The following is a 22,185-nucleotide window of genomic DNA, read 5'->3' on the forward strand; positions in this document are numbered from 1 at the left end:
CATGGTGTCGAGTCAGCGCTCGGTATCAAGATCGTTACGCATTAATGTGAAGGCGATTGCCTTCATATTAATGCGTATGAAGCCGACGGTATTCACCAGGTGTCATGCCAAATCGTGTTTTGAAAACAGTAGAGAAATAGCTTGAGTCGCTGAAGCCATAGTCATACCCCAGGGCAGAGAGCTTTTGCTCAGGACCGCCCTCACGTAGCAGGCGGGCACAATGATGCAGTCGTCGATTGCGAATGAACTGAGCTACCACTAAACCATTACGTGCAAAAACCCGGTACAGTCCTCGGACTGAAACGCCGATTTCTTTTGCTATGAGTTCGGGGCAAAGGGCTGCGTTGCTCAAATTTTCCTCTATAAACGCGGACGCTTTTGCGAACAGGCGCTTACTGGCATCAGGTATAGCATCACCTGCATTTAGGGGGGGGCGTAAAAGGGCCGCTACGGCATCAAGTGCTGCTTCGCTAGCTAATTGATCCCAACCTTGCTGATTCATAGCCTGTCCTACAAGACTAAAGGCAAGCTCGGTGAGTGGCTGTCCTGCGGGAATGAAGGGAAGAGGGGTGCAGCGAATGCCAGACGTTCCTCCTTGTTCAAGATAATGGCGCGGCAGAATGAGTGATAACTGTCGTGACTCAGCAGAGTAGTCAAGGGAGCATGGAGTGCTCGCATCGATTAACGTGATATCCCCTTTTTTTAAGGTGATTTTGGCTTCACCTTGGGCAATATTCGAGAAACCCTCGAGCTGAAATACGGTGTAGAAATGACTTTTATCGTCATTGCTCACCTCGCGATGGCCTCTGACAAGGCGGACTGCGGCAAGATCAACAACGCTCATGCGTATTGCGCCCTGTTCAAACGGAGTGAGCTTCCCACGAAACCCGTCGCCGAGAGCGCAAGCGTCAAATCTGCCGCATGTTTGGTTTAACTGTTCAAGCCAAGCTTCGAATAGAGTATTGCCTTCTGAAGTATAGTTCATGGCTGTGCCTCCTATCGCTTCTCTTGTTATTTTCTGCGTAGTGAGTTGTGTTATAGCGGATCTAGCCCACCGAATCGACGATAAAATCCTTCTGATAAACTGGGAACTGGGCCATCCGCCGTTTCGAGGATGCTATTCAGCCATTGCTCGGCTGGAGGGGTCAGTTCACGGTAGAGGTTGGTGCATAGTTGACGAGCTGCACGACCCTCCCACCCACCTGGCAACAATTCGTCTGGCAACTGCGGATCACGCAATGTAAGTTTGCGGTAATCGTGAATGAGCAGCAGGCGTGCGAGGAAACCATCTTGAGGTTCTATGACATTGGCCTTCTGCACCGCCGTCCATAATGGGCGAAACCTCTGCAGCATCTCATTGTATTGGCGGCCCAACTCCTCAAGGTTCCAGCTTTCTCTCACCTGGGCACGCAGTGCTTTATTAGCAAGTAACTCACTAGGTTGAGTTTGAAAGACGATCGTCGAATCCTCGACGCCTAGGTCTCGAAGCGTCGCCAGAACGTCGACGCGTTCTGCTCGTGGGCAGGCCATTAGTCCTGTCGCTAATGAGCCAAATCCTTGCCACTCGAGCTCCTCACGTACCTGTTTTCTTTTCTCTGATGTTGCTTGAGGCAACATGACGAGACTCCAAGTACCGTCCCAGGCTTGAGTGGGCTGTTGATAGACCCGCCGAAATGCTGTTTCGAAGCGGCGGCGACCTGCTCCGGTGAGGCTGTAGTAGCTGCGACGTCCCACTTTGTCAGCAGATAGCCAATCTTCTTTATTTAGCCGAAATACAGAGGTGCGCACCAGGCGCTCGTTGATGCCTATAGGTTCTAGTAAAGAGACAATACTGCCCAGCCACGCGGTCCCACCATGTGGTTCTATGGCGTCACCGTAAAGAGTGGTGATGAGGGAAGTTGTGCGAATGGGAGTTTGTTCTTGGAAACGCTGGATCAGTGTAGACAAGGGGGCAAGGCTGCTCATGGGGCGCTTTTGCTCGGTAAAAGCGCGAACTATAGCAGGGGTTGGCGCGGCGCTGGTCATTGTTGCCGTTCCCCTTTAGGTCTAAATCCAGAGTCACTTAGACGCTCTCGCTCGGGTTCCTCTGCGCATAACGGTAAACACTCCACCATGCTTTCAAGGCATTTTTGAGCCAGCATTTGATATTGCTCCGTCCCTTTTTTTTTCCACTCCAGTTCTTGATCAGTCACCGTCCGTTTCACGCTTGCTGGAGCACCCATCACCATGCTTTGGGCTTCGCACTTGAATCCGGACTTTACGAATGCCGAGGCTGCGACAATACAGCGCGGAGCGATCACGGCGTTGTCCATTACCACCGCGTTCATGCCTATCAAAGAGTCTGCGCCAATAAGGCAGCCGTGTAGGACGGCGCCATGGCCAATATGGCCATTCTCCTCGACGACTGTTTCACTGGCTGGAAAGCCATGAATGACACAGGTGTCCTGCACGTTGCTTCCAGCCTTCATGACTATTCGGCCAAAGTCGCCTCGCAATGATGCAAGCGGACCCACATAGCATCCGGCACCGATGATGACATCCCCAATCAACACCGCAGTTGGGTGGACGTATGCGCTGGGATGTACAACAGGTGTGAGACCGTTGAAGCGGTAGCAGGGCATGAAGCCTCCAATCGTTAAGGGGTACTTTCCTACCCGTCTGGTACGATACGATTATGAATAAAATTAGCATAGGATGTATCGCATAAGGAATTTTTTCTCGGCGATGCAGTGGATGGCACGTTCCAGTGCGCTAAATATTCTGACGCCCCAGTATGTGGCAGCTTTTGAGTGTGATTGGCCTGCAGGAAGAGCGCTGCTTGAGCGTGTGTCATGTTTAGGTCTTTGCTCGGTCTGGCAGAAAAATCGACAAATTAGACACACAAACAAAATAACGATATTGAGATTGTGTATCTTATTACCTATAGTCAGGGCATCGAAGGCGCCCAGTTAGCGCCTCTAATAACGATAAGAACGATTGCCTGGAGGTCGACGTGCCCGAGTACGTTAGCTACACCGTTCACGGGGAGGGAGTGTGCTTGCTCACTCTGAAGCGTCCTGAGGCGCTGAACGCGCTGAATACGGCGTTATTGGACGAACTGGCCACATGTCTCGAACGGGTTGCTCATGACCCGGGTATTCGTGCAGTTGTGGTAACTGGTAGTCGCCGAGCCTTTGCTGCTGGCGCTGATATCAACGAGATGGCTGAGCGAGATTTAGTTGGCATTCTCGATGATCCGCGCGTCAAGCACTGGCAGCGGATTGCCTCATTCCCCAAACCCATCATCGCTGCTGTGAATGGATTCGCGCTGGGTGCCGGGTGCGAGCTGGCGATGCACGCCGACATTCTGATCGCTGGTGAGGATGCCCGTTTCGGCCAGCCTGAAATTAACCTTGGCATCATTCCGGGTGCCGGCGGTACTCAGCGTTTACTTCGCGCAGTCGGTAAGTCCATGGCCATGCAAATGGTGCTCACCGGAGAAAGTATCGACGCTCGCCACGCGCTTCGTGTGGGCCTCATTAGCGAGGTCACTTTGCCTGAATTGACTGTTGAGCGTGCCTTACAGATTGCTTCTACGATCGCGAGTAAAGCGCCACTTGCCGTTCGGTTGGGTAAGGAAGCTCTGTTAAAGGCTCAGGATACCGACCTCGCTACCGGTCTTCGCTTCGAGCGTCATGCTTTTACCGTCCTTGCCGGAACAGTTGATCGCAATGAAGGCATTAAGGCCTTTCAGGAAAAACGTTCCCCTAAATATATCGGTCGCTGAGCCACTATAAAGGTTGCTGTCATGAGCTACGAACACATCATTTTTAATGTCGACGCAGGCGTTGCATTGCTTTCGTTGAACCGTCCTGACCAGTTAAACGCTTTCAATACCAAGATGCATGAAGAGGTTAGGGAGGCGTTGAAAGCAGTCAGGTCCGATAAGCATGTGCGTGTTTTGCTGCTAACTGGTGAGGGGCGCGGTTTCTGTGCAGGCCAAGACCTAAGTGACCGCAACGTAGCACCCGGTGTAGAACGTCCCGACCTGGGCGTTTCAATTGAGCGCTTCTACAACCCGCTTTTGTGTGCGTTACGTGATCTGCCACTGCCTGTGATCTGTGCAGTTAATGGAGTAGCCGCTGGCGCGGGGGCCAATATCCCTTTGGTCTGCGATATTGTCCTAGCGGCCAGATCGGCCAGTTTTATTCAAGCATTCTGCAAAATCGGACTTATACCTGATTCCGGTGGGACTTGGTCTCTTCCCCGCCTTGTCGGCATGGCTCGTGCTAAGGCCCTGGCCATGTTGGGTAATAAACTCAGCGCTGAACAGGCACAGCAGTGGGGTTTAATTCACCAGGTTGTTGATGATGCGGATCTGCGATATGAGGCTTTGAAGCTTGCTCGAATGCTAGCGACACAGCCGACTGCTGGGTTGGCATTAACCAAGCGAGCGTTGAACGCCAGCTTCGACAATACGTTTGAGCAACAGCTCACCCTTGAGCGCGATTTGCAGAGACTGGCCGGCCATACCGACGACTATCGTGAGGGTGTTAGCGCGTTTATGGAAAAAAGGCCCGCTGACTTCAAGGGGCGCTGAGATGAAAGAGTCTTTGCCCTTGGGCAGTATTGTTTCAGTGGTAGGGGCCGGAGCCATGGGAGCCGGAATTGCGCAAGTAGCAGCTCAGGCGGGTCATCCGGTCCGGATTTACGATATGCGCGAAGGCGCGGCTGTAAAAGCCATAGAAGGTATCAGTGCACAGCTTCAGTCTCGCGTGCAGAAAGGCAAGCTGACTTCAGAAGAGCACTCTGCAATTTTAGGTCGTATAGGCGCAGCCGAAACCCTTCAGGCGCTTGCTGATTCTTCTTTGATAATTGAGGCAATTGTTGAGCAGCGCCAAGCAAAACAAGCACTTTTCTCCGAATTAGAGGCGTTATGCCCAGCTACCACGGTACTGGCGAGCAATACCTCATCTATATCAATTACAGCGCTGGCGGCGGGTATGAAATACCCGGCTCGCGTCATAGGTCTGCATTTTTTCAATCCAGCCCCGCTTATGGCTTTGGTGGAGGTCGTATCGGGATTAGCTACCGATACCAAGCTCATCGACTGCATGGTGGCAACCGTAACGGCGTGGGGGAAAACACCAGTAGTTTGTCGATCGACCCCCGGCTTTATTGTTAACCGGGTGGCCCGTCCATTTTATGCTGAAAGCATGCGTTTGTTGCAGGAGGGAGCGTCGGACTGTGCGACATTGGATGCGCTCCTGCGTGAAGCTGGTAGCTTCCGGATGGGGGCATTTGAGCTAACGGATTTGATTGGTCACGACGTGAATTACGCAGTAACTCGTTCGGTATTCGATGCGTTCTATGGCGACTTCCGGTTTCAGCCTTCTCTCATCCAGCATGAGTTGGTGGAAGCAGGGTTCTTCGGTCGAAAAAGCGGTCGCGGGTTCTACGATTACAGCTCAACTGTAGAAAAGCCCCAGCCTCGTCAGCTTGTAGCTGTAGGCAGCCCGTTAACTTGCATCGTAGAGGGCGACCTTGGGCCTGCTAAGTCTTTGCTAATTCGTTTCCGTCAGGCAGGAATCAGCATCGTGGAGCGGCCTGGGGAAGGTGTACTACGGGTCGGGAGCGCTGTATTGGCACTAAGCGATGGCCGTCTCGCATCACAGCGTGCGCGAGATCATCATTTTTCCAGTCTTGCACTTTTTGATCTGGCTCATGACTACTCAACAGTGACTTCTCTGGGGGTCGCTTTTAGTGCGTCAACTCCAAATGAAGCTAAGCAAGCGGTAGTTGATTTATTGGTAGGTGCTGGGATCAAAGTCCGGCCATTGGCTGATGTGCCGGGTTTGGTGGTCTTGCGGACTGTCGTCATGCTGGCCAATGAGGCCGCTGATACGTTGCTGCAACAAGTCGCTAATGCTCGAGATATTGATTTAGCCATGTGCGCAGGTGTGAATTACCCGAGTGGCCCGCTAGCTTGGGCTGACCGTCTAGGCGCGGATTGGGTGGTCAATGTTTTGAAATGCTTGCAATCCGTCTACGGCGAAGATCGATATCGCCCCTCAATGTTGCTGAGCCGTATTGCAACTGAAGGAGCGCTATTCCATGCCGACTGAGAATGCGCAAACCTTGGCCATTAAGTGCGCAGAGGCGATGTTCGAACGAGATATCGCCACACGCTCATTGGGCGTTGATTTGCAGTGGGTCAAGCCAGGTGCGGCTTGCTTAGCCATGACGGTGAAAGAGCACATGATCCAGGGGCATGGCACCTGCCATGGCGGTTATTTATTCACCCTGGCCGACTCCGCATTTGCCTTTGCTTGCAATAGCCACGACAGAGCGACGGTAGCTCAAGGCTGCAGCATTGACTACGTCTCCCCTGCTGGTTTGGGAGATCGTCTCGTTGCTACGGCTAATGAGGTTAGCCGTGGTGGACGAACAGGTAACTATCACGTGCGTATCGAAACCGATAACGGTCGTTTGGTCGCTCTGTTTCATGGGCGCTCGTATGAGCTGCGTGGCGCCGTTATTCAACAGGAGAATCCTCATGGCTGATGCCACTCTTAGCGACGCCTTTATTATTGACGCAATTCGAACGCCGGTAGGACGCTATGGCGGTGCACTGTCCTCGGTACGAGCTGATGATCTTGCTGCGATTCCCATCGAGGCTCTTAAGCAGCGTAATCCGAATGTTGACTGGTCGAAACTTGACGATGTGTTGCTCGGATGTGCGAACCAGGCGGGTGAAGACAATCGCAATGTGGCGCGTATGGCTGTGCTGCTCGCAGGCCTTCCAATCGAGGTCTCGGGTACGACTATTAACCGATTGTGTGGCTCGGGTATGGATGCAATTGGTTACGCCGCTCGAGCACTACGCAGTCGTGAAGCGCATCTAATTATCGCTGGTGGTGTTGAGTCAATGTCGAGGGCTCCACTCGTTATGCCGAAGGCGGAGCAGGCTTTTTCGCGGCAGGCCGAGATTTTTGACACCACCATTGGTTGGCGCTTCGTTAACCCGTTAATGAAGGAGCAATACGGGATCGACTCCATGCCAGAGACAGCGGAGAACGTCGCTGCTCAATTTGAGATTAGTCGTGAGGACCAAGATAACTTTGCTTTTCGCAGTCAGCGAAAGGCGGGTGCTGCTCAAGAGCGAGGGCGATTCGAGCGCGAAATCGTTCCAGTCCAGATCCCGCAGCGCAAGGGGCCACCAAAGGTTGTTGAACATGACGAGCACCCTCGTGCTGATACGACCTTGGATCAATTGGCTAAGTTGCCTACCCCATTCCGAAAGGGCGGCAGTGTCACCGCTGGCAATGCATCGGGTGTAAACGATGGTGCTTGTGCGCTCTTGTTGGCGAGCTCGGAAGCCGTTTTGGAATACGGCCTTAAGCCCCGGGCGAGAGTGGTGGGTATGGCTACGGCTGGCGTGAGCCCCGACATCATGGGAGTTGGTCCTGTACCGGCAACTCGCAAAGTCCTGAAGATGACCGGTTTGACTCTGTCGGATATGGATGTGATTGAGCTCAACGAAGCTTTCGCTGCTCAAGGCTTGGCGGTGTTGCGCCAGTTGGAACTGAGTGATGACGATCCGCGGGTCAACCCCAATGGTGGCGGGATTGCATTAGGTCACCCGCTCGGTATGAGCGGTGCTCGTCTGGTCATGACGGCTCTGCACGAATTGGAAGAGCGTCGAGGGCGTTATGCGCTATGCACCATGTGCATAGGAGTAGGTCAAGGAATCGCACTAATTATTGAACGAATTTAAGCCTTAGAAATATTGGGCGTACCTGCATTAACAAGAACAATCGGGTGGACCATGAATATGTACCAGAATGCCGACCGTGCTTTGCTTGACCCACTGGAGACCGCCAGTGTAGATGAATTGCGCCAGCATCAATTTGATCGTCTGCGTTGGTCGCTGAGCCATGCTTACGAAAATGTCCCGCTCTATCGCCAGCGATTTGATGCTGCTGGCATTCATCCAACTGATTTGAAGGCGCTGGAAGATCTGGCCAACTTTCCGTTCACAGGTAAAAGTGACCTGCGGGATAACTATCCCTATGGGATGTTCGCAGTTCCGCATGACCAAGTCGTGCGTCTACATGCCTCCAGCGGTACCACCGGCAAACCTACAGTCGTTGGCTACACCCAGAATGATATCGATACATGGGCGAACGTCGTTGCTCGTTCAATTCGTGCAGCCGGGGGGCGAAAAGGCGACAAGGTCCATATCGCCTATGGTTATGGTCTATTCACTGGTGGGCTTGGCGCCCACTATGGTGCAGAACGCTTGGGTTGCACTGTTATTCCGATGTCAGGGGGGCAGACAGAAAAACAAGTTCAACTGATTCGTGATTTACAGCCCGACATTATCATGGTTACCCCGTCTTATATGCTCAACCTGGCTGATGAAATCGAGCGGCAGGGTATTGACCCTCATAAGTTGAAGTTGCGACTGGGCATTTTTGGGGCGGAGCCTTGGACCGCAGAGTTGCGCCGCAAAGTGGAAGAGCGCTTGGGCATTACCGCGCTGGATATCTATGGTTTGTCGGAGATCATGGGGCCGGGCGTAGCAATGGAATGTATGGAAACCAAAGATGGACCGACCGTTTGGGAGGATCATTTTTATCCTGAAATTATCGATCCTGTATCTGGAAAGGTTCTACCGGATGGTGAATACGGCGAGTTGGTATTCACTTCGTTGAGTAAAGAAGCCCTCCCGATGATTCGATATCGAACGCGCGACCTGACCCGGTTACTGCCAGGTACTGCCCGCCCTATGCGACGCATCGACAAAATTACTGGCCGCAGCGACGACATGCTGATCATTCGAGGGGTCAATGTGTTTCCCACTCAGATTGAGGAGCTGGTTCTAAAAACAAAACAACTATCAGAGCATTATGAGATGCATTTGTATCGCAATGGAAACCTGGACAGTGTTGAGGTCCATGTTGAAATTCGTCCAGATCATCAGCACCTCGATAGTGAGAGCCAGCAACAGGCGGGGCAACATCTCGCCCAGCAAATTAAGACCTACGTCGGCATCAGCGCTAAGGTTTTGGTTCGGCCAATCTATAGCCTCAAGCGTTCGGAAGGCAAAGCCTGTCACGTGTTTGATAAGCGACCGGGCTGAAAGCGATACAAAAAATACAAATAAAACACTATTTTTGTGTTGAAGAAAATTTCTGTATCGCTTAAAACGTAGATAAGGCTGGTGACCGTACCGGTTTGCCCCTAACGAATGCCAGGAGGAGTCTCCCCATGTATGCCCAATTGGTGGAAACCGGCGTCAAACGCTTGAAAACGCTGGACGAGATGGCGCCCGAAGAGCGGGCTTTTCAAGAAAAAATCGATGCTGAGATCAAAATCGAAGCGAAAAATTGGATGCCCGAAGCCTATCGGCAAACGCTGGTTCGGCAAATCTCCCAACACGCTCACTCGGAAATCGTCGGAATGCTGCCCGAGGGGAATTGGGTGACTCGCGCGCCGACGCTCAAGCGCAAGTTGCAACTGATGGCCAAAGTCCAGGATGAGGCAGGGCATGGTTTGTACTTGTACAGCGCTATGGAAACGCTGGGGGCTGATCGTGACGTCGAGATCGGAAAAATGCTTGCTGGCAAAGCGAAATATTCGAGCATTTTCAACTATCCCACATTGACCTGGGCTGATATGGGAGCGGTTGGCTGGCTAGTTGATGGCGCAGCTATCGTTAACCAAGTGGTGCTGCAGCGGACCTCTTATGGTCCTTATTCGCGCGCGATGGTCCGTATTTGCAAGGAGGAGAGTTTTCATCAGCGGCAGGGGTACGAGATGCTTCTGACAATGATGCGCTATGGGACTCCAGCGCAAAAAGAGATGGTGCAGGACGCAATCAACCGCTTTTGGTGGCCATCATTGATGATGTTCGGTCCAAGCGACGCAGACTCTCCCAACAGCGCGCAGTCTATGGCGTGGAAGATAAAACGTCAGGGTAATGACGAGCTTCGTCAGCGCTTCATTGACCAGACCATTCCACAATTGGAGCTGCTCGGATGCACTGTTCCCGATCCAGACCTGAAATGGAACGAGGAAACTGGTCATTACGACTTTGGTGAAATCCAGTGGGAAGAATTTTATCAAGTGCTGAAGGGCAATGGCCCTTGCAACCGTGAGCGCCTCGAAGCTCGCTGCAAGGCAACCAAAGAAGGCGCTTGGGTTCGTGAAGCGGCGGTTGCCTATGCAAAAAAACAACAAGCTAAACGTAGCGCTGCCTGAGCGTTTGAGGAGTAATCAACATGGCCGAGTGGACCTTATTCGAAGTTTTCGTGCGTAGTAAGCATGGACTTAATCATAAGCACGTAGGCAGCGTGCACGCTGCCGACTCACGCATGGCGTTGGAAAATGCTCGTGAGCTTTATACCCGCCGTAGTGAGGGCGTGAGCCTTTGGGTTGTGCAGTCGAACCAAATCATTGCCTCTTCCCCAGATGAAAGAGATCCGTTGTTTGATCCTTCGGATGACAAGGTCTATCGCCATGCCAGCTTTTATGAGCTGCCACCAGAAGTCGGGCACATGTGAGGAAAGATCATGGCGAACCATGATGATTTGATTCAACTACTTCTGCGTCTGGCAGACAACGGCATGATCAACGGCCAACGTATGTGCGAATGGTGTGGGAAGGCACCTGAACTGGAAGAAGAACTCGCGCTGATGAACGTGGGTTTGGACCTGATCGGTCAGGCTCGTAATTGGTACGAATATGCTGCTGAGTTGCTGAACGACGGACGCTCGGCTGATGATTTGGCATTCCGTCGCAATGAGCGTGAGTACCGTAATCTGCTGCTCCTTGAACAGCCCAATGGTGATTTTGCTATCACCATTACTCGCCAATTTCTTTTCGACGCTTGGCATCGAGCTACGTTAAAAGCATTGAGCACCAGCCTCGACGAGCGTGTGCGTGGTATTGCCGCAAAGGGACTTAAGGAAGTCACTTACCACTTCACTCGGTCTAGTGAATGGATGCAGCGGCTGGGGGATGGAACGCAAGTGAGTCACGATCGCATGGTGGCTGCGGTCGATTCCTTGTGGCGTTTTACCGTAGAGCTTACTGAATGTAGCAGCATCGATAAGCGGTTGTTTGAGGCAGGAATCGGCCCCGACCCGGAATTCCGAGCCAAAGAGTGGTGGGATGCCGTCAATGACGTCTTTGAGGCCGCAACTCTAAGTGTTCCGGAACCTGCCGCAGCGTTCTACTTGAGCGGCACGCAAGGACTGCATACTGAGCATCTAGGTCTCTTGCTGGCTGAGATGCAGCATTTACAACGGGCATACCCCGATGCCACATGGTGAGCTGATTGCCAGCGACAACGGCGCGCGGAAGCCTACTGTTGAGGATATTCCTAAGGCTTGGAAAGTGCTTTCGGAGGTGATGGATCCTGAGGTGCCGGTCATTAGCGTAGTGGACCTGGGGATTGTCAGGACTGTTAGCTGGGAAGATGGCCACCTGCAGGTTGAAATTACACCAACTTATTCAGGGTGTCCTGCGACAGAGGTCATCGAGCATGACATTCGCTGCGCATTGGAGGGGGCGGGTTACCGGGCCCCTCGATTATCTCAACGATTGACACCGGCCTGGACAACTGACTGGATCACTGACGCTGGGCGGGAGGCTTTGCGGCAATACGGGATCGCGCCGCCTAGCGGTAGTTCCAGCAAGCGCAGTCTGCTTGGAGAGCCGTTGCAGATCACATGCCCTATTTGCGGTAGCGAACACACCGAACGACTCAGTCAATTCGGCTCCACTGCCTGTAAGTCCTTGTACCGCTGTATCGAATGCCGAGAGCCATTCGATTATTTCAAATGCATCTAGGCAACATACCGCCGGAGAACGCCGATGAGCAAATTCCATAGCCTACGGATTCGTGAAGTCCGTCCGGAGACGCGTGAAGCCGTTTCCATCGCATTCGATATTCCTGCGGAGCTCACAGAGCAATTCCGCTTTAACCAGGGCCAGCATTTAGTCGTTCGCGCCCAGATTGATGGTGAGGAAGTCCGCCGGTCGTATTCGATCTGCAGCGCCGTCAATGATGGAGAGCTGCGTGTTGCGGTCAAGCGCGTTGGTGGAGGCGTTTTTTCCGCGTATGCAAATGACGTGTTGAAGGCGGGGCAAAGCCTTGAGGTCATGCCACCTTCCGGCCGTTTTGGTATAGAGCTGAACCCAGCGAGACATGGGAAATACTTGGCAGTGGCAGCGGGTAGTGGCATCACGCCCATTCTGTCGATTGTAAAGTCGCTGCTGCAAGCTGAAGCTCATAGCTCCGTCACAGTCGTTTATGGTAATCGCTCCAGTGGTTCGGCCATGTTCCGTGATGCTTTGGAGGCGCTCAAAAACCAATATTTGGGGCGTTTGAATCTCATTTTCGTGTTTAGTCGCGAACAGCAAGATGTCGATCTTTATAACGGTCGTATTGATGCCGACAAATGTGGGCAACTCTTTCAGCGTTGGATTGACGTCAAGACGCTAGATGCTGCTTTCATTTGTGGTCCGCAGTTGATGACGGAAACCGTGCAAGAGCAGCTTAAGGCCAATGGCATGCCCAGCGAACGAATTCACTTCGAATTGTTCGCGGTCGCTGGCGGCGCCGAACGGCGCCACAGGGAGGCGAGTGCGGACGCAGGTGTTGATCAAGCCGTTAGTCAAATCACGGTGATCAGTGATGGTCGGCAACTGGCATTTGGCCTTCCCCGCAATACAGTCAGTATTCTTGATGCAGGCAATGAACAGGGTGCAGAGCTGCCTTATTCATGCAGGGCAGGTGTGTGTTCCACCTGTAAGTGCAAGGTACTTGAGGGTGAGGTGGAAATGGACAGTAACCATGCACTTGAAGATTACGAGGTGGCTGCTGGTTACGTACTTTCGTGTCAGTCCTATCCCCTGACCGACAAAGTCGTGCTGGATTTCGACCAGCTCTGAATTCATGCCAGATACACACTATCAATTGGAGTGGGACACATGGTTAGTCCAAACATTTTGCAGAGCTTTATCGCCGGCCAATGGATCGGTAGTCAGCCAGCTCAACTGCTGCGCAGCGCAATTAACGGTAGTCCTGTAGCGCACGCACACGCAGATAGCCTGGACTTCGAACACGCTCTTAAATTTGCGCGCAGCACGGGCAATGATCGGTTGCTGGACCTGGACTTTCAACAACGCGCCGCTCGCCTTAAGGCTATCGCGTTGTATATGAATGAGCACAAAGAAGAGCTTTACGCAATCTCTAGCCACAGTGGCGCCACCCGTGCCGACAGTTGGATTGACATTGAAGGGGGCACCGCCACGCTGTTCAGTTATGCTGGCATTGGCGCTCGTGAATTGCCTTCTGGGAATGTGTTTCACGAAGGACCTGCGGTTCCGTTGGGTAAGCAGAATCGTTTCGCCGGTACCCATATTCTGGTTCCGCGTGGCGGAGTTGCGGTACACATAAATGCGTTCAACTTCCCGATTTGGGGAATGCTCGAAAAATTTGCCCCAACGTTCCTCGCCGGCATGCCATGTATCGTAAAGCCTGCGACCGCCACCAGTTACGTTACTGAAGCAGCAGTACGGTTGATGCAAGCGAGTGGTGCCCTGCCTGAGGGTGCACTTCAGTTAGTCATTGGCTCTACTGGGGATCTTCTGGATCGTTTGGACGGCCAGGACCTGGTCACTTTTACGGGGTCTGCGGAGACCGCAGCAAAGTTGCGAGTAAACCCCAATTTGGTCCGGAACTCTGTTCCTTTCAACGCTGAAGCGGATTCCCTAAATTGCGCAATTTTGGCTCCGGATGTGACGCCCGACGACGAAGCATTCGATTTGTTTGTCAAAGAAGTTGCGAGGGAAATGACGGTCAAAGCCGGACAGAAATGCACTGCCATTCGCCGTGCTATTGTCCCTCGGCGTTATTTGGACGCGGTCGCAGAGAAGCTAATCGCGCGATTGTCCAAAGTAACTTTTGGTGACCCTGCTGTTGAGGGCGTAAAAATGGGACCGCTTGCATCGCACGCTCAGGTGGAAGACGTAGCCGGTCGAGTAGCGCAGCTGCTTGAAACTAGTGAACGGGTCTTTGGAGGTAAAGGCACCACGCATGCGTTGGGTAACGGAGTTGCGGAAGGTGCTTTCTTCGAACCAACGTTATTGATCAGTCGTGATCCGCATGCTGAGGGTGGCGCACATGACATTGAGGCTTTCGGCCCTGTCAGTACGCTCATGAGCTATGACGATATCGATGAAGCTGTTGTTTTGGCTGCCAGAGGCAAAGGCAGTCTCGTAGCAACACTGGTCACTGAAGATCCGGTGATCGCTGCAAAAGTAGTGCCTTTAGCTGCTCGATTGCACGGGCGCCTACATATTTTAAACAGCGAGGCTGCAAAAGAGTCTACGGGGCATGGCTCGCCATTGCCGGTCCTTAAGCATGGCGGCCCAGGTCGCGCAGGTGGCGGTGAGGAGTTGGGCGGGCTGCGTGCTGTTAAGCACTATCTGCAGCGCACGGCTGTCCAAGGCACACCGACTATGTTGGCGGCCGTCACAGGCGAATATGTACGTGGCGCTACAGTCTATGAAACGGAGGTACACCCGTTCCGTCGTCACTTTGACGATCTGAGAATTGGCGAGTCTCTTTTAACTCATCGACGAACTGTCACTGAGGCCGACATTGTCAACTTTGGTTGTCTGTCGGGAGACCATTTCTATATGCATTTCGATGAGATTGCTGCTCGCGACTCACAGTTTGGTCAACGTATCGCTCACGGTTACTTTGTTCTATCCGCTGCAGCTGGCCTATTCGTTTCGCCAGGACCAGGTCCAGTTTTAGCGAATTACGGACTTGACACATTACGTTTCGTCAAGCCTGTTCCAGTAGGCGATACGCTGCAAGCCCGCCTGACATGCAAGCGTAAAATTGACCAAGGGAAGGCTAGTCCTCAAGGTGAGCCTCAGGGTGTGGTTGCTTGGGACGTAGAAGTTACAAACCAGCATGGTGAGCTGGTAGCCAGCTACGATATTTTGACACTTGTGAAAAAACGCGCCTGTTAAGATCCTATTTTCGGTATTAATATTTACCTCAGCCGGCTTTCCAGCCGGCTTTTTTTCGCCCGCCTAAAGAATGGCATGGTAAGGCAATGAATTGGCAGGTATCCACAATGCTCATGGATTACTTTGCCACTACGATCAAGACGCTTCAAAGACTTTAACAATAACTATGCTTGAGGCCTGTCATGACGCGCAATAAATCCTTAAAACCACTTCTCCTTGCAGCAATCGTCGGCGGTACTGGACAGGCTCAAGCCTATGCCCTCTATGAGACGACAGATACTCACCTTAACTTCGATCTGTCCGCTATGTATGGCTTGTTCCACAGTCAAGAGAACTACAATGTAGCTGGCGTTAAGGACAGGGGAACATCTAAATGGACTGAGGGTGTGCTGAAGTATGGATTCAGCGGCGATCATAAGTTGGGCGAAAACGGTTCGGTTTATGGTGCATTCTCGCTAGCAAGTTCTGCGACATGGGGTAGTGATGGTGACGCCGCTGGATGGACTAACGGCACCGAGCGCACAACCAAAATTGAGGATGCCAAGTTGGGGTGGCGATCCGGAAGTCTATTTCCCGTATTGGGTGAGGATGGTATCGATATTTCAACAGGGAGACAAAATATTGTCATTGGCGATGGTTTTTTGGTTGCTGGGGACGCTTTGAATTTAGGTAAAAGTATTTCAGATGGACTATACAATCGAGGCGGGGCTTACTACCTAACTCCTCGCCGCAATTTTGACGAGACATTAGTTTTACGAATAGGCGGAAAGGAAGGGTGGCGTGGAGACTTGATGAAAATCAAGTCCGACAATCGCTCTCAGGGGATGCCAGAGTTTTACGCTGCTACTCTTGAGCACGTTACAGCACCTGCAACTTTCGGTTTGACGTACCTGGATGTTACCGATATCGACGAGGCGTATGCGAGCTCGGCACAGCTTGATCGTAAGGACATGAAAGTCTGGAGTGTCAGGGGGCAGGGCAACGCGGGTGTTGAAAACCTGTTCCTTTCCGCTGAATATGCTTGGCAGGAAAAACGTAGTAGCCGCGACGAGAATGCTTGGTATGCCGAGGCTGGTTGGAAATTTTCAGAAGTGCCTTTTCAACCATATGTAAGCTACCGATTCAGTCGTTTCTCGGAAGGGTATGACCCTCTTTTTTATGGCAACACCCGCGGCTACGGTACATGGTTTCAGGGCGAGGTAGCATCAAACTACGCCGGTCCGTTCAGTACCAATACGCGAATACACAATATTGGGGCTAAGATCACTCCATCGAAAAGCTTAGAGGTTGGTCTGCAGTGGTTCGACTTCCAAACTCTGGATAAGAGCCGTGGTGATCTAAACGCCCGCGAGCTTGACTTGTACCTCAACTGGACGGTTACACCTAATCTGAGTGTAATGCCCCTTGTGGGGTTATACACTCCGGATAAGAGTGCCCAGGATGGGGGGACTCAATTGGGTAGTAATGATAGTAATCTCTACAGTCAATTGATTTTCGCCTTCACTTATTAATTAGTACCCCGGCAGCATGACATGTTGAGTGCTCTCGGTGTCTGTAAGAATTTCTCGGCCAAATGTACTCAATATTTGTGTTGTCTGGGCTGTGGTTTATTGAATGTGTTTTAATTTTTTGTAAATAAAAAAACGAGGCGAATATGAAAATAATAAATACACTAATTGCATTGTTTGTGTTGGGCTTGACTAGTATCTCTGTTCATGCGGATACACTATCCATCGCCTTGAAAGAGCGTTTAAGTTTTATCGAGAATGCTTGGAATAAAGGTCAGGCAGATAAGCTTGTCAAAGAGATTTATTTGCCGCAAACCCAAATAGCCGGGGAGGGTAGTGATGACCTATATGAAGGGGGGCGCGTTTCAAATTTGGTGAGTGAGTTAGTAAAAGACAACAAGATGGTGAAACTTCAGTTGATTGATGTTCAAACTCTCGCGAATGACGCTGCGCTTTCATGGGTGCAATGGCATGTAACACCTACCAACGGGTCTACACCTGCGTTCGATATGAAGAGTCTGTTCGTTTGGAAACGTAGCCATGGTCAGTGGCGTATTGTTGCTGATATGTACACTAGCGGCAAATTGCCGAAAAATAACTGAGATACTTCAGATGTAGTTGGAGCTTTGTCCAAATGGCCAACAAAAATAAGAAACAATTGCCACAAGCTTCCGGCGCTTTTAAGAAAGCAGTTGAGGGTGTGACTGTTCAAGGGTCGAGTAAAGTTAGCAGTAAACGTGCTGACGATAATTACGATGTTGTGATAATTGGCGCAGGTTTTGCTGGTGCTATAGCCGCCCGTGAATTGTCCAAAGCCGGTATGAGAACCTTAATTCTCGAAGCGCGAGAACGACCCGGCGGTCGTACTTTCAATGCTGACTTCAATGGTGCACGCCTCGAAATGGGCGGGACTTGGATTCATTGGGGGCAACCGCATATCTGGGCAGAAATGCGACGTTATGGTTTAGATGTCAAAGAGTCGATTGGGGCGACGCCAGAAAAAACCAACTGGGTTGTTAATGATAAGCTCATTGAAGGAACCTCTGAGAGAAACTTCGAAATTTTAGGCAACGCATATAAAAAATTTGTCGATGTAGACGGTCAAATGGGACGTACAATTTTCCCTCAGCCGTTTAGTCCACTGCTGAACAATAACTATAAAAAATTTGATTCGCTCTCCCTGACAGAGAGAATGAAGGAGATTGATCTTAGCGATGAAGAGCGAGATGTACTGAGCTCGCTTACCGCCATGTGTTGCCATGGTGATCCTGATAAGGCGGGATTCCTTGACATGCTCAAATGGAACGCTAATGCCTATTACGATGTAGGTGTTATGTGGGACATGTGCGCCCGCTACAAGATCAAGACTGGTACCGAGTCGCTCATTCAAGCTATCTTGGAAGACGGTAGCGCTGATCTTAAATTGTCCACGCCTGTTTCGGAGGTGCGTCAAGATATCAATGGGGTTCAAGTCACTACTGCTTTGGGTTCAACATATAAGGCCAATACCGTCGTCGTTACCTTGCCATTAAATATTATCAAGGACGTCAGCTTCTTTCCTGCCTTGGCACCACCAAAATTGGCATCTTCAACACTTGGGCACACGGGTAAAGGGACTAAATTTTTTGTGCTAATTAAGCAAAAAGTCGGTCGCTGGTCTGCCTCTGCGCCCTATCCACGTCGTATTGTTGCGGCTTGGAGTGACTATGAAAATGAACAAGGTACAACCATCGTATGCTTCGGGCCGCAAGGTCTGGTGGATATCACGGATCGTAATGATGTTCAATCTGCGCTCAGGGAGATATTGCCTGGGGCGGAAGTACTGGATGTTACCGGGCACGATTGGGCAACTGACCCATACGCTAAAGGGACATGGTGCTGGTATAATTCAAATCAGTTCACTGACTCTCTGGCTGCATTACAAGGTGCCGAAGGTCGCTTGCATTTTGCTTCAGCTGATAGTGCGAATGGTTGGCGCGGATTCATCGACGGCGCAATCGAGTCTGGGTTGCGTGCAAGTCAAGAAATCAAGGCGAAATATGTTGTAGAGAATAGTTAATATACAACACGCCCTATTACTCCCGATCCTTGATGAATATTTTATTGCTCCTTTGCCCGGATTTCATTATTCGGGCTTTTTTATGGTGTTGTATTTCATAGGCCGTTATAAATATACATAGACGCAATGGCAGAGAGAAAGCAGCCTGTAGCGGCATGGATTTCTGCATGACAACTCGAACCCATCTGTGAACGAAGCTCGCGCAGAGTCTGTGAATTAGCGCAACGCCGTCAATTGAAGAAGCGGGCTACGCGTTCATCATGGGCGACCTGCCTTTAGTGGTTTGGAGTACGAGTGGAGCTGTGACTGGATAAAAAACCATTTAGCATCCCAGTCAGGTATTGACCCAACTTAGATACGTTCATTCCTTTTCGAGGGCGTTTTTATTAGGGGATTGTTCTACGGTGCATAATGTCACGCTTGGATCGAAGACGTACCAAGTAACATTGTCGATGGCAGGGGGTGGCGTTGTCGCTAGGCGAACGTTATCCAGTTTGGAACCCCCTAGCTAGTAATAGCTTACTGAATCGCCGGAATGCTTGGCCGTGGCACGTCGGAAAGCAGGTTGCCGATCCGGTTTCTCCTGCAGGCTTGGCCGTCCCGGCCCATTCGAACTCCATTGGTTCAAAAATCAAGGCGAGCTTTTCAATCTGAGACATTTGCATCATGAGCGTTTGAACCCGGCGATTTGGAGTTCGCTAAATCGCTTCAAGCTTCATGTAGGTACTCAGGCGTTCAGTGATCTGCCAAAGTAAGCGTCCGGCCAATAAATCTTCCTTGCCCTCTCGCTTAGGGCGATAGTGGACATTTTTAAGCAGACGCGATCACACTTATCGCCAGGATTTCAATGCGCCAACTAAGCTCTTATCCCGAACCGTTCAAGGCCCAGGTCGTTCAGGAATGCCTGCAACCTGGCGCAATCGTGTCCAGTGTCGCCATGAGCCATGGCATTAACGCCGCCTTCATACGTAAATGGATGCCGCTCTGAACAAATCGGTGCGCAGAGCACGCCTTGCGAAAAATCCTTTTTGCGGCCGTATCGCGGAATCGAAACCTGTTTGCGTCATACGCGGAACTGATCCATCAGCTTCATTTGTTGATTGGCTCGTGCATTGAGCTGACTACTGACCTGCGCCGACTCAGCCGCTTGTTCAGTCAGCGCTTCGGTCACGCCGCGGATGGTTGAGACATTGCGATTGACCTCTTCGGCCACAGAGCTTTGTTCCTCCGCCGCACTTGCAATCTGCAGGTTCATATCGCTGATCACTGTCACCGCATCGCTGATTTTGCCTAATGCCTGCACTGCTTGTTGGATCTGCTCGGCGTTCTCCTGGGCCAGCGTCTGGCTTGAATGCATGGTTGCCACCACGCCACGCGTGCCAGTCTGGATACGCTCGATGACCAGTCGGATTTGTTCGACGGAGTCCTGGGTTCTTTTGGCAAGATTGCGCACTTCATCGGCGACTACCGCAAAACCACGACCGCTTTCCCCGGCCCTTGCCGCCTCAATCGCAGCGTTGAGGGCCAACAGGTTGGTTTGTTCGGCAATGCTGCGGATGACTTCGAGTACCGAGCCGATTTGCTCGCTGTTGACCGCCAAAGCTTCGACTTCCGCGACGGCCTTGCTGACCTCGCTAGCCAAGGCGTTGATGTCGCGAGTGCTTCTTTCGATGATGGTAATGCCTTCTCTTGACGCTTCGTCGGCACCTCGCGCAGCCTTGGCGGCGCTCGAAGCGCTGTGTGCGACTTCATGTGCCGTCGCGCTCATTTCGTTAGAGGCTGTTGCCAGCTGATCGATTTCGCGAAATTGCACCTGCATCCCTTCACTGGTCTGCCTCGAGATTTCCGAGGACTGGTCGGCAGTGCCGCGAGCGTCAGTAATGCTCTGCTTGATCTGTGCGATGGTAGGTTGCAGTTTGTCGAGGAAACGGTTGAACCAGTTCGCCAACTCGCCCAGTTCGTCTTTCTTGCTGTAGTTCAGTCGCTGTGTCAGGTCGCCGTCGCCGCTGGCAATTGCCTTGAGCATCTGAGCGACCCTGTTGATGGGGCGCGTTACGCCAGAGGCGGTGAACCAGATGAGCAGCAGGCCCAGCAGTCCAGCGCCTGTTGCGACCAGCAGCGACTTCAGGGTGTCGCGGGTTTGCGCCTGGTCAAGCAATGTTTGAAGTTCCAATGAGTCGGCCAGCAGTACGTCCCTGGGCAGGTCAATCACCACCCCCCACGCCGCGGCGCCAGGGATGGGCGCAACTGGGTAGACCGCGCGGATCAATTCGTCCTGACTCAGCACCACCGGCTTTTTGAGTTGCAATGCACTGAGCACTGCCTTGCTTTCATCTCCCAAAGGGACGCTGATGTGTTTGCCGATCTGACCGGCATCCTTGCTGTAGGCGGCGAGGACACCGCTGTCCGAAACAATCAGCATACGGCCCGAGCCGTTGAACAGCGTCTGCTGGGCATCACTGGCTGCCGCTTGCAAAGCCCCGAGTGCGAGGTCCACGCCAATGACGCCGATGACCTTGCCATCGGCAATCAAGGGCATGGAGAGGGTGGTCATCAGTTGTGCCATTCCCGCCTGGGTATCGATAAAGGGTGCCATCAGGCAGGTGTGTCGAGTGTCTCGCGGACAGGTGTACCAACTGTTATAGGGGACGCCGCTGATACTCAGCTCGGTCTTTTGCAAATCGTCTTCGGGAATCACGATATTGACCGACTGACCGGCGCCCCGATTCCAGCCGCTGGTAAAACGCCCTTTTTCATTGGAGGCACGCGCGGCGTCGTTGATGAACTCACTGTCTTTACCTTCCAGCGCATTGGGCTCGTAAAGCACCCAAAGCCCCAATATCTGCGGATTGTGATCAAAGGTGGTCTTGAGGCTCTGGGTCAGCTCTTCACGCAGCGTGGCGGCAGCCAAGCCTTGCCGGGCTGCTATAGTGCGCAAGTTGGAGGCTTGGTCGGAAAGAACGGTGAGCATCAGCAGACTATCGCCGAAGGCCCTTTGCAGCTTACTCGCCTGCTCTGCGGCCTTGGCCTGCAGCAGGTCGTCCCCGCTTTCCGTCAGCATCTTGCTGCTCGACGTACTGATCAACAGGTTGTTCTGACTGCTTTGGTAGAGATTCAGGCTGACGATCAGGCCAATCACGCCCAAGAGGCACAATCCGGAGAGAAGGGTGATCTTTAAGCGGATGGAGAGAGTGTCGAGCATTGGGTTATCTCGCTTGGGAGCAATGTGGGGGTTGACCATCAGCTGGCCTGATCCACTGACTTCTTATTGTGTATGTACCTTCATCGGCAGAGATGCAATTTTAATAAGCCAGATATGTAACGAGTTTTTGTATGCGTACCAACATCGACTGCCCGGTCAATTAACCTCGATCAGGCAGCAGTGCTGCGCTTCATGATCGCTCTTTCCGCCAGAATGTCTCTTTGGCATTATCTGGTGCTTCGTGTTCCAAACCCATACACAAATAAAAAGGTTTATCATTCTCATCGTGACGCGCCGACTGAAATGTTTCTTTATGCATTTAAGCGTCTAAGCCTCACCACCTCACTGAGTCAGATAGAGCCAAGCGCCATGAGAAGGAT

Annotated in this window: 20 protein-coding genes and 1 pseudogene; 16 read left to right on the forward strand and 5 right to left on the reverse strand. The window is 52.0% G+C overall.

Translation table 11 applies throughout. The annotated features are described in order from the left end of the window. Positions 1-67 precede the first annotated feature (67 nt). From feaR to paaY, 3 genes are read right to left on the reverse strand one after another with little or no spacing between them, the layout of a single operon-like run. Positions 68-985 carry a transcriptional regulator FeaR gene (gene feaR / locus HDC32_RS27090; protein ID WP_184746175.1) on the reverse strand — a complete coding sequence of 306 codons (918 nt, stop codon included), beginning with the start codon at positions 983-985 and terminating at the stop codon, positions 68-70. A 50-nt stretch (positions 986-1,035) separates the two neighbouring features. Next, positions 1,036-1,965 (reverse strand): phenylacetic acid degradation operon negative regulatory protein PaaX, encoded by a 930-nt coding sequence (gene paaX / locus HDC32_RS27095; RefSeq protein WP_184746176.1) that lies wholly within the window; start codon positions 1,963-1,965, stop codon positions 1,036-1,038. A 56-nt stretch (positions 1,966-2,021) separates the two neighbouring features. Next, a complete protein-coding gene (gene paaY, locus HDC32_RS27100; RefSeq protein WP_184746178.1) occupies positions 2,022-2,621 on the reverse strand; it encodes a phenylacetic acid degradation protein PaaY in 600 nt (199 codons plus the stop codon). A gap of 371 nt (positions 2,622-2,992) precedes the next feature. Between paaY and paaF the strand changes: the two genes are divergently transcribed. From paaF to HDC32_RS27180, 16 genes are all read left to right on the forward strand, one after another. Next, entirely contained in the window at positions 2,993-3,766 is a 774-nt protein-coding gene (gene paaF, locus HDC32_RS27105; protein WP_184746180.1) for a 2,3-dehydroadipyl-CoA hydratase PaaF, read from the forward strand. A gap of 21 nt (positions 3,767-3,787) precedes the next feature. Next, entirely contained in the window at positions 3,788-4,579 is a 792-nt protein-coding gene (gene paaG, locus HDC32_RS27110; RefSeq protein WP_184746182.1) for a 2-(1,2-epoxy-1,2-dihydrophenyl)acetyl-CoA isomerase PaaG, read from the forward strand. 1 nt (position 4,580) lies between these two features. Beyond that, complete coding sequence (gene paaH, locus HDC32_RS27115; RefSeq protein ID WP_184746184.1) at positions 4,581-6,104, forward strand: 3-hydroxyacyl-CoA dehydrogenase PaaH; 1,524 nt, start codon at positions 4,581-4,583, stop codon at positions 6,102-6,104. Next, the gene (gene paaI / locus HDC32_RS27120; protein WP_184746186.1) at positions 6,094-6,543 is read left to right on the forward strand and encodes a hydroxyphenylacetyl-CoA thioesterase PaaI; all 450 of its coding nucleotides are present in this window, start codon (positions 6,094-6,096) and stop codon (positions 6,541-6,543) included. Before paaH ends, paaI begins: the two co-directional genes overlap by 11 nt. Continuing rightward, on the forward strand, positions 6,536-7,756 hold the full coding sequence (pcaF, locus tag HDC32_RS27125; RefSeq protein ID WP_184746188.1) for a 3-oxoadipyl-CoA thiolase: 1,221 nt from the start codon (positions 6,536-6,538) through the stop codon (positions 7,754-7,756). The genes paaI and pcaF overlap by 8 nt, the downstream gene beginning before the upstream one ends. A 51-nt stretch (positions 7,757-7,807) precedes the next feature. After that, on the forward strand, positions 7,808-9,124 hold the full coding sequence (paaK, locus tag HDC32_RS27130; RefSeq protein WP_184746190.1) for a phenylacetate--CoA ligase PaaK: 1,317 nt from the start codon (positions 7,808-7,810) through the stop codon (positions 9,122-9,124). A gap of 128 nt (positions 9,125-9,252) precedes the next feature. Continuing rightward, positions 9,253-10,245 carry a 1,2-phenylacetyl-CoA epoxidase subunit PaaA gene (gene paaA, locus HDC32_RS27135; protein WP_184746192.1) on the forward strand — a complete coding sequence of 331 codons (993 nt, stop codon included), beginning with the start codon at positions 9,253-9,255 and terminating at the stop codon, positions 10,243-10,245. Positions 10,246-10,265: 20 nt separating this feature from the next. Next, positions 10,266-10,547: a 1,2-phenylacetyl-CoA epoxidase subunit PaaB gene (gene paaB / locus HDC32_RS27140; RefSeq protein WP_184746194.1), complete on the forward strand. Its 282-nt coding sequence runs from the start codon at positions 10,266-10,268 to the stop codon at positions 10,545-10,547. Between the two features lie 9 nt (positions 10,548-10,556). Next, positions 10,557-11,318 carry a 1,2-phenylacetyl-CoA epoxidase subunit PaaC gene (gene paaC / locus HDC32_RS27145; RefSeq protein WP_184746196.1) on the forward strand — a complete coding sequence of 254 codons (762 nt, stop codon included), beginning with the start codon at positions 10,557-10,559 and terminating at the stop codon, positions 11,316-11,318. After that, positions 11,305-11,838, forward strand: coding sequence for a 1,2-phenylacetyl-CoA epoxidase subunit PaaD (paaD, locus tag HDC32_RS27150; RefSeq protein ID WP_184746198.1), 534 nt, complete (start codon positions 11,305-11,307; stop codon positions 11,836-11,838). Before paaC ends, paaD begins: the two co-directional genes overlap by 14 nt. A 24-nt stretch (positions 11,839-11,862) precedes the next feature. After that, complete coding sequence (paaE, locus tag HDC32_RS27155) at positions 11,863-12,942, forward strand: 1,2-phenylacetyl-CoA epoxidase subunit PaaE (protein ID WP_184746200.1); 1,080 nt, start codon at positions 11,863-11,865, stop codon at positions 12,940-12,942. A gap of 39 nt (positions 12,943-12,981) precedes the next feature. Beyond that, complete coding sequence (paaZ, locus tag HDC32_RS27160; protein WP_184746202.1) at positions 12,982-15,036, forward strand: phenylacetic acid degradation bifunctional protein PaaZ; 2,055 nt, start codon at positions 12,982-12,984, stop codon at positions 15,034-15,036. Between the two features lie 182 nt (positions 15,037-15,218). Then, on the forward strand, positions 15,219-16,547 hold the full coding sequence (locus tag HDC32_RS27165; protein WP_184746203.1) for a hypothetical protein: 1,329 nt from the start codon (positions 15,219-15,221) through the stop codon (positions 16,545-16,547). A 143-nt stretch (positions 16,548-16,690) separates the two neighbouring features. Next, positions 16,691-17,146: a nuclear transport factor 2 family protein gene (locus HDC32_RS27170; RefSeq protein ID WP_184746205.1), complete on the forward strand. Its 456-nt coding sequence runs from the start codon at positions 16,691-16,693 to the stop codon at positions 17,144-17,146. Positions 17,147-17,178: 32 nt separating this feature from the next. After that, entirely contained in the window at positions 17,179-18,603 is a 1,425-nt protein-coding gene (locus HDC32_RS27175; RefSeq protein ID WP_184746207.1) for an NAD(P)/FAD-dependent oxidoreductase, read from the forward strand. Between the two features lie 847 nt (positions 18,604-19,450). Continuing rightward, positions 19,451-19,591, forward strand: a complete 141-nt coding sequence (locus HDC32_RS27180; RefSeq protein ID WP_184746209.1) for a transposase — start codon at positions 19,451-19,453, stop codon at positions 19,589-19,591. A 75-nt stretch (positions 19,592-19,666) separates the two neighbouring features. Here the strand turns inward: HDC32_RS27180 and HDC32_RS32590 are convergent, their stop codons facing one another. Together HDC32_RS32590 and HDC32_RS32595 are read right to left on the reverse strand one after the other, a co-directional pair. Then, on the reverse strand, positions 19,667-20,422 hold the full coding sequence (locus HDC32_RS32590) for a methyl-accepting chemotaxis protein (protein WP_409438557.1): 756 nt from the start codon (positions 20,420-20,422) through the stop codon (positions 19,667-19,669). A 102-nt stretch (positions 20,423-20,524) separates the two neighbouring features. Beyond that, positions 20,525-21,844: pseudogene (locus HDC32_RS32595) on the reverse strand (HAMP domain-containing protein); the annotation flags it as partial. Between the last annotated feature and the right edge of the window lie 341 nt (positions 21,845-22,185).

The sequence above is a fragment of the Pseudomonas sp. JAI120 genome (assembly GCF_014207255.1).
Lineage (GTDB): Bacteria > Pseudomonadota > Gammaproteobacteria > Pseudomonadales > Pseudomonadaceae > Aquipseudomonas.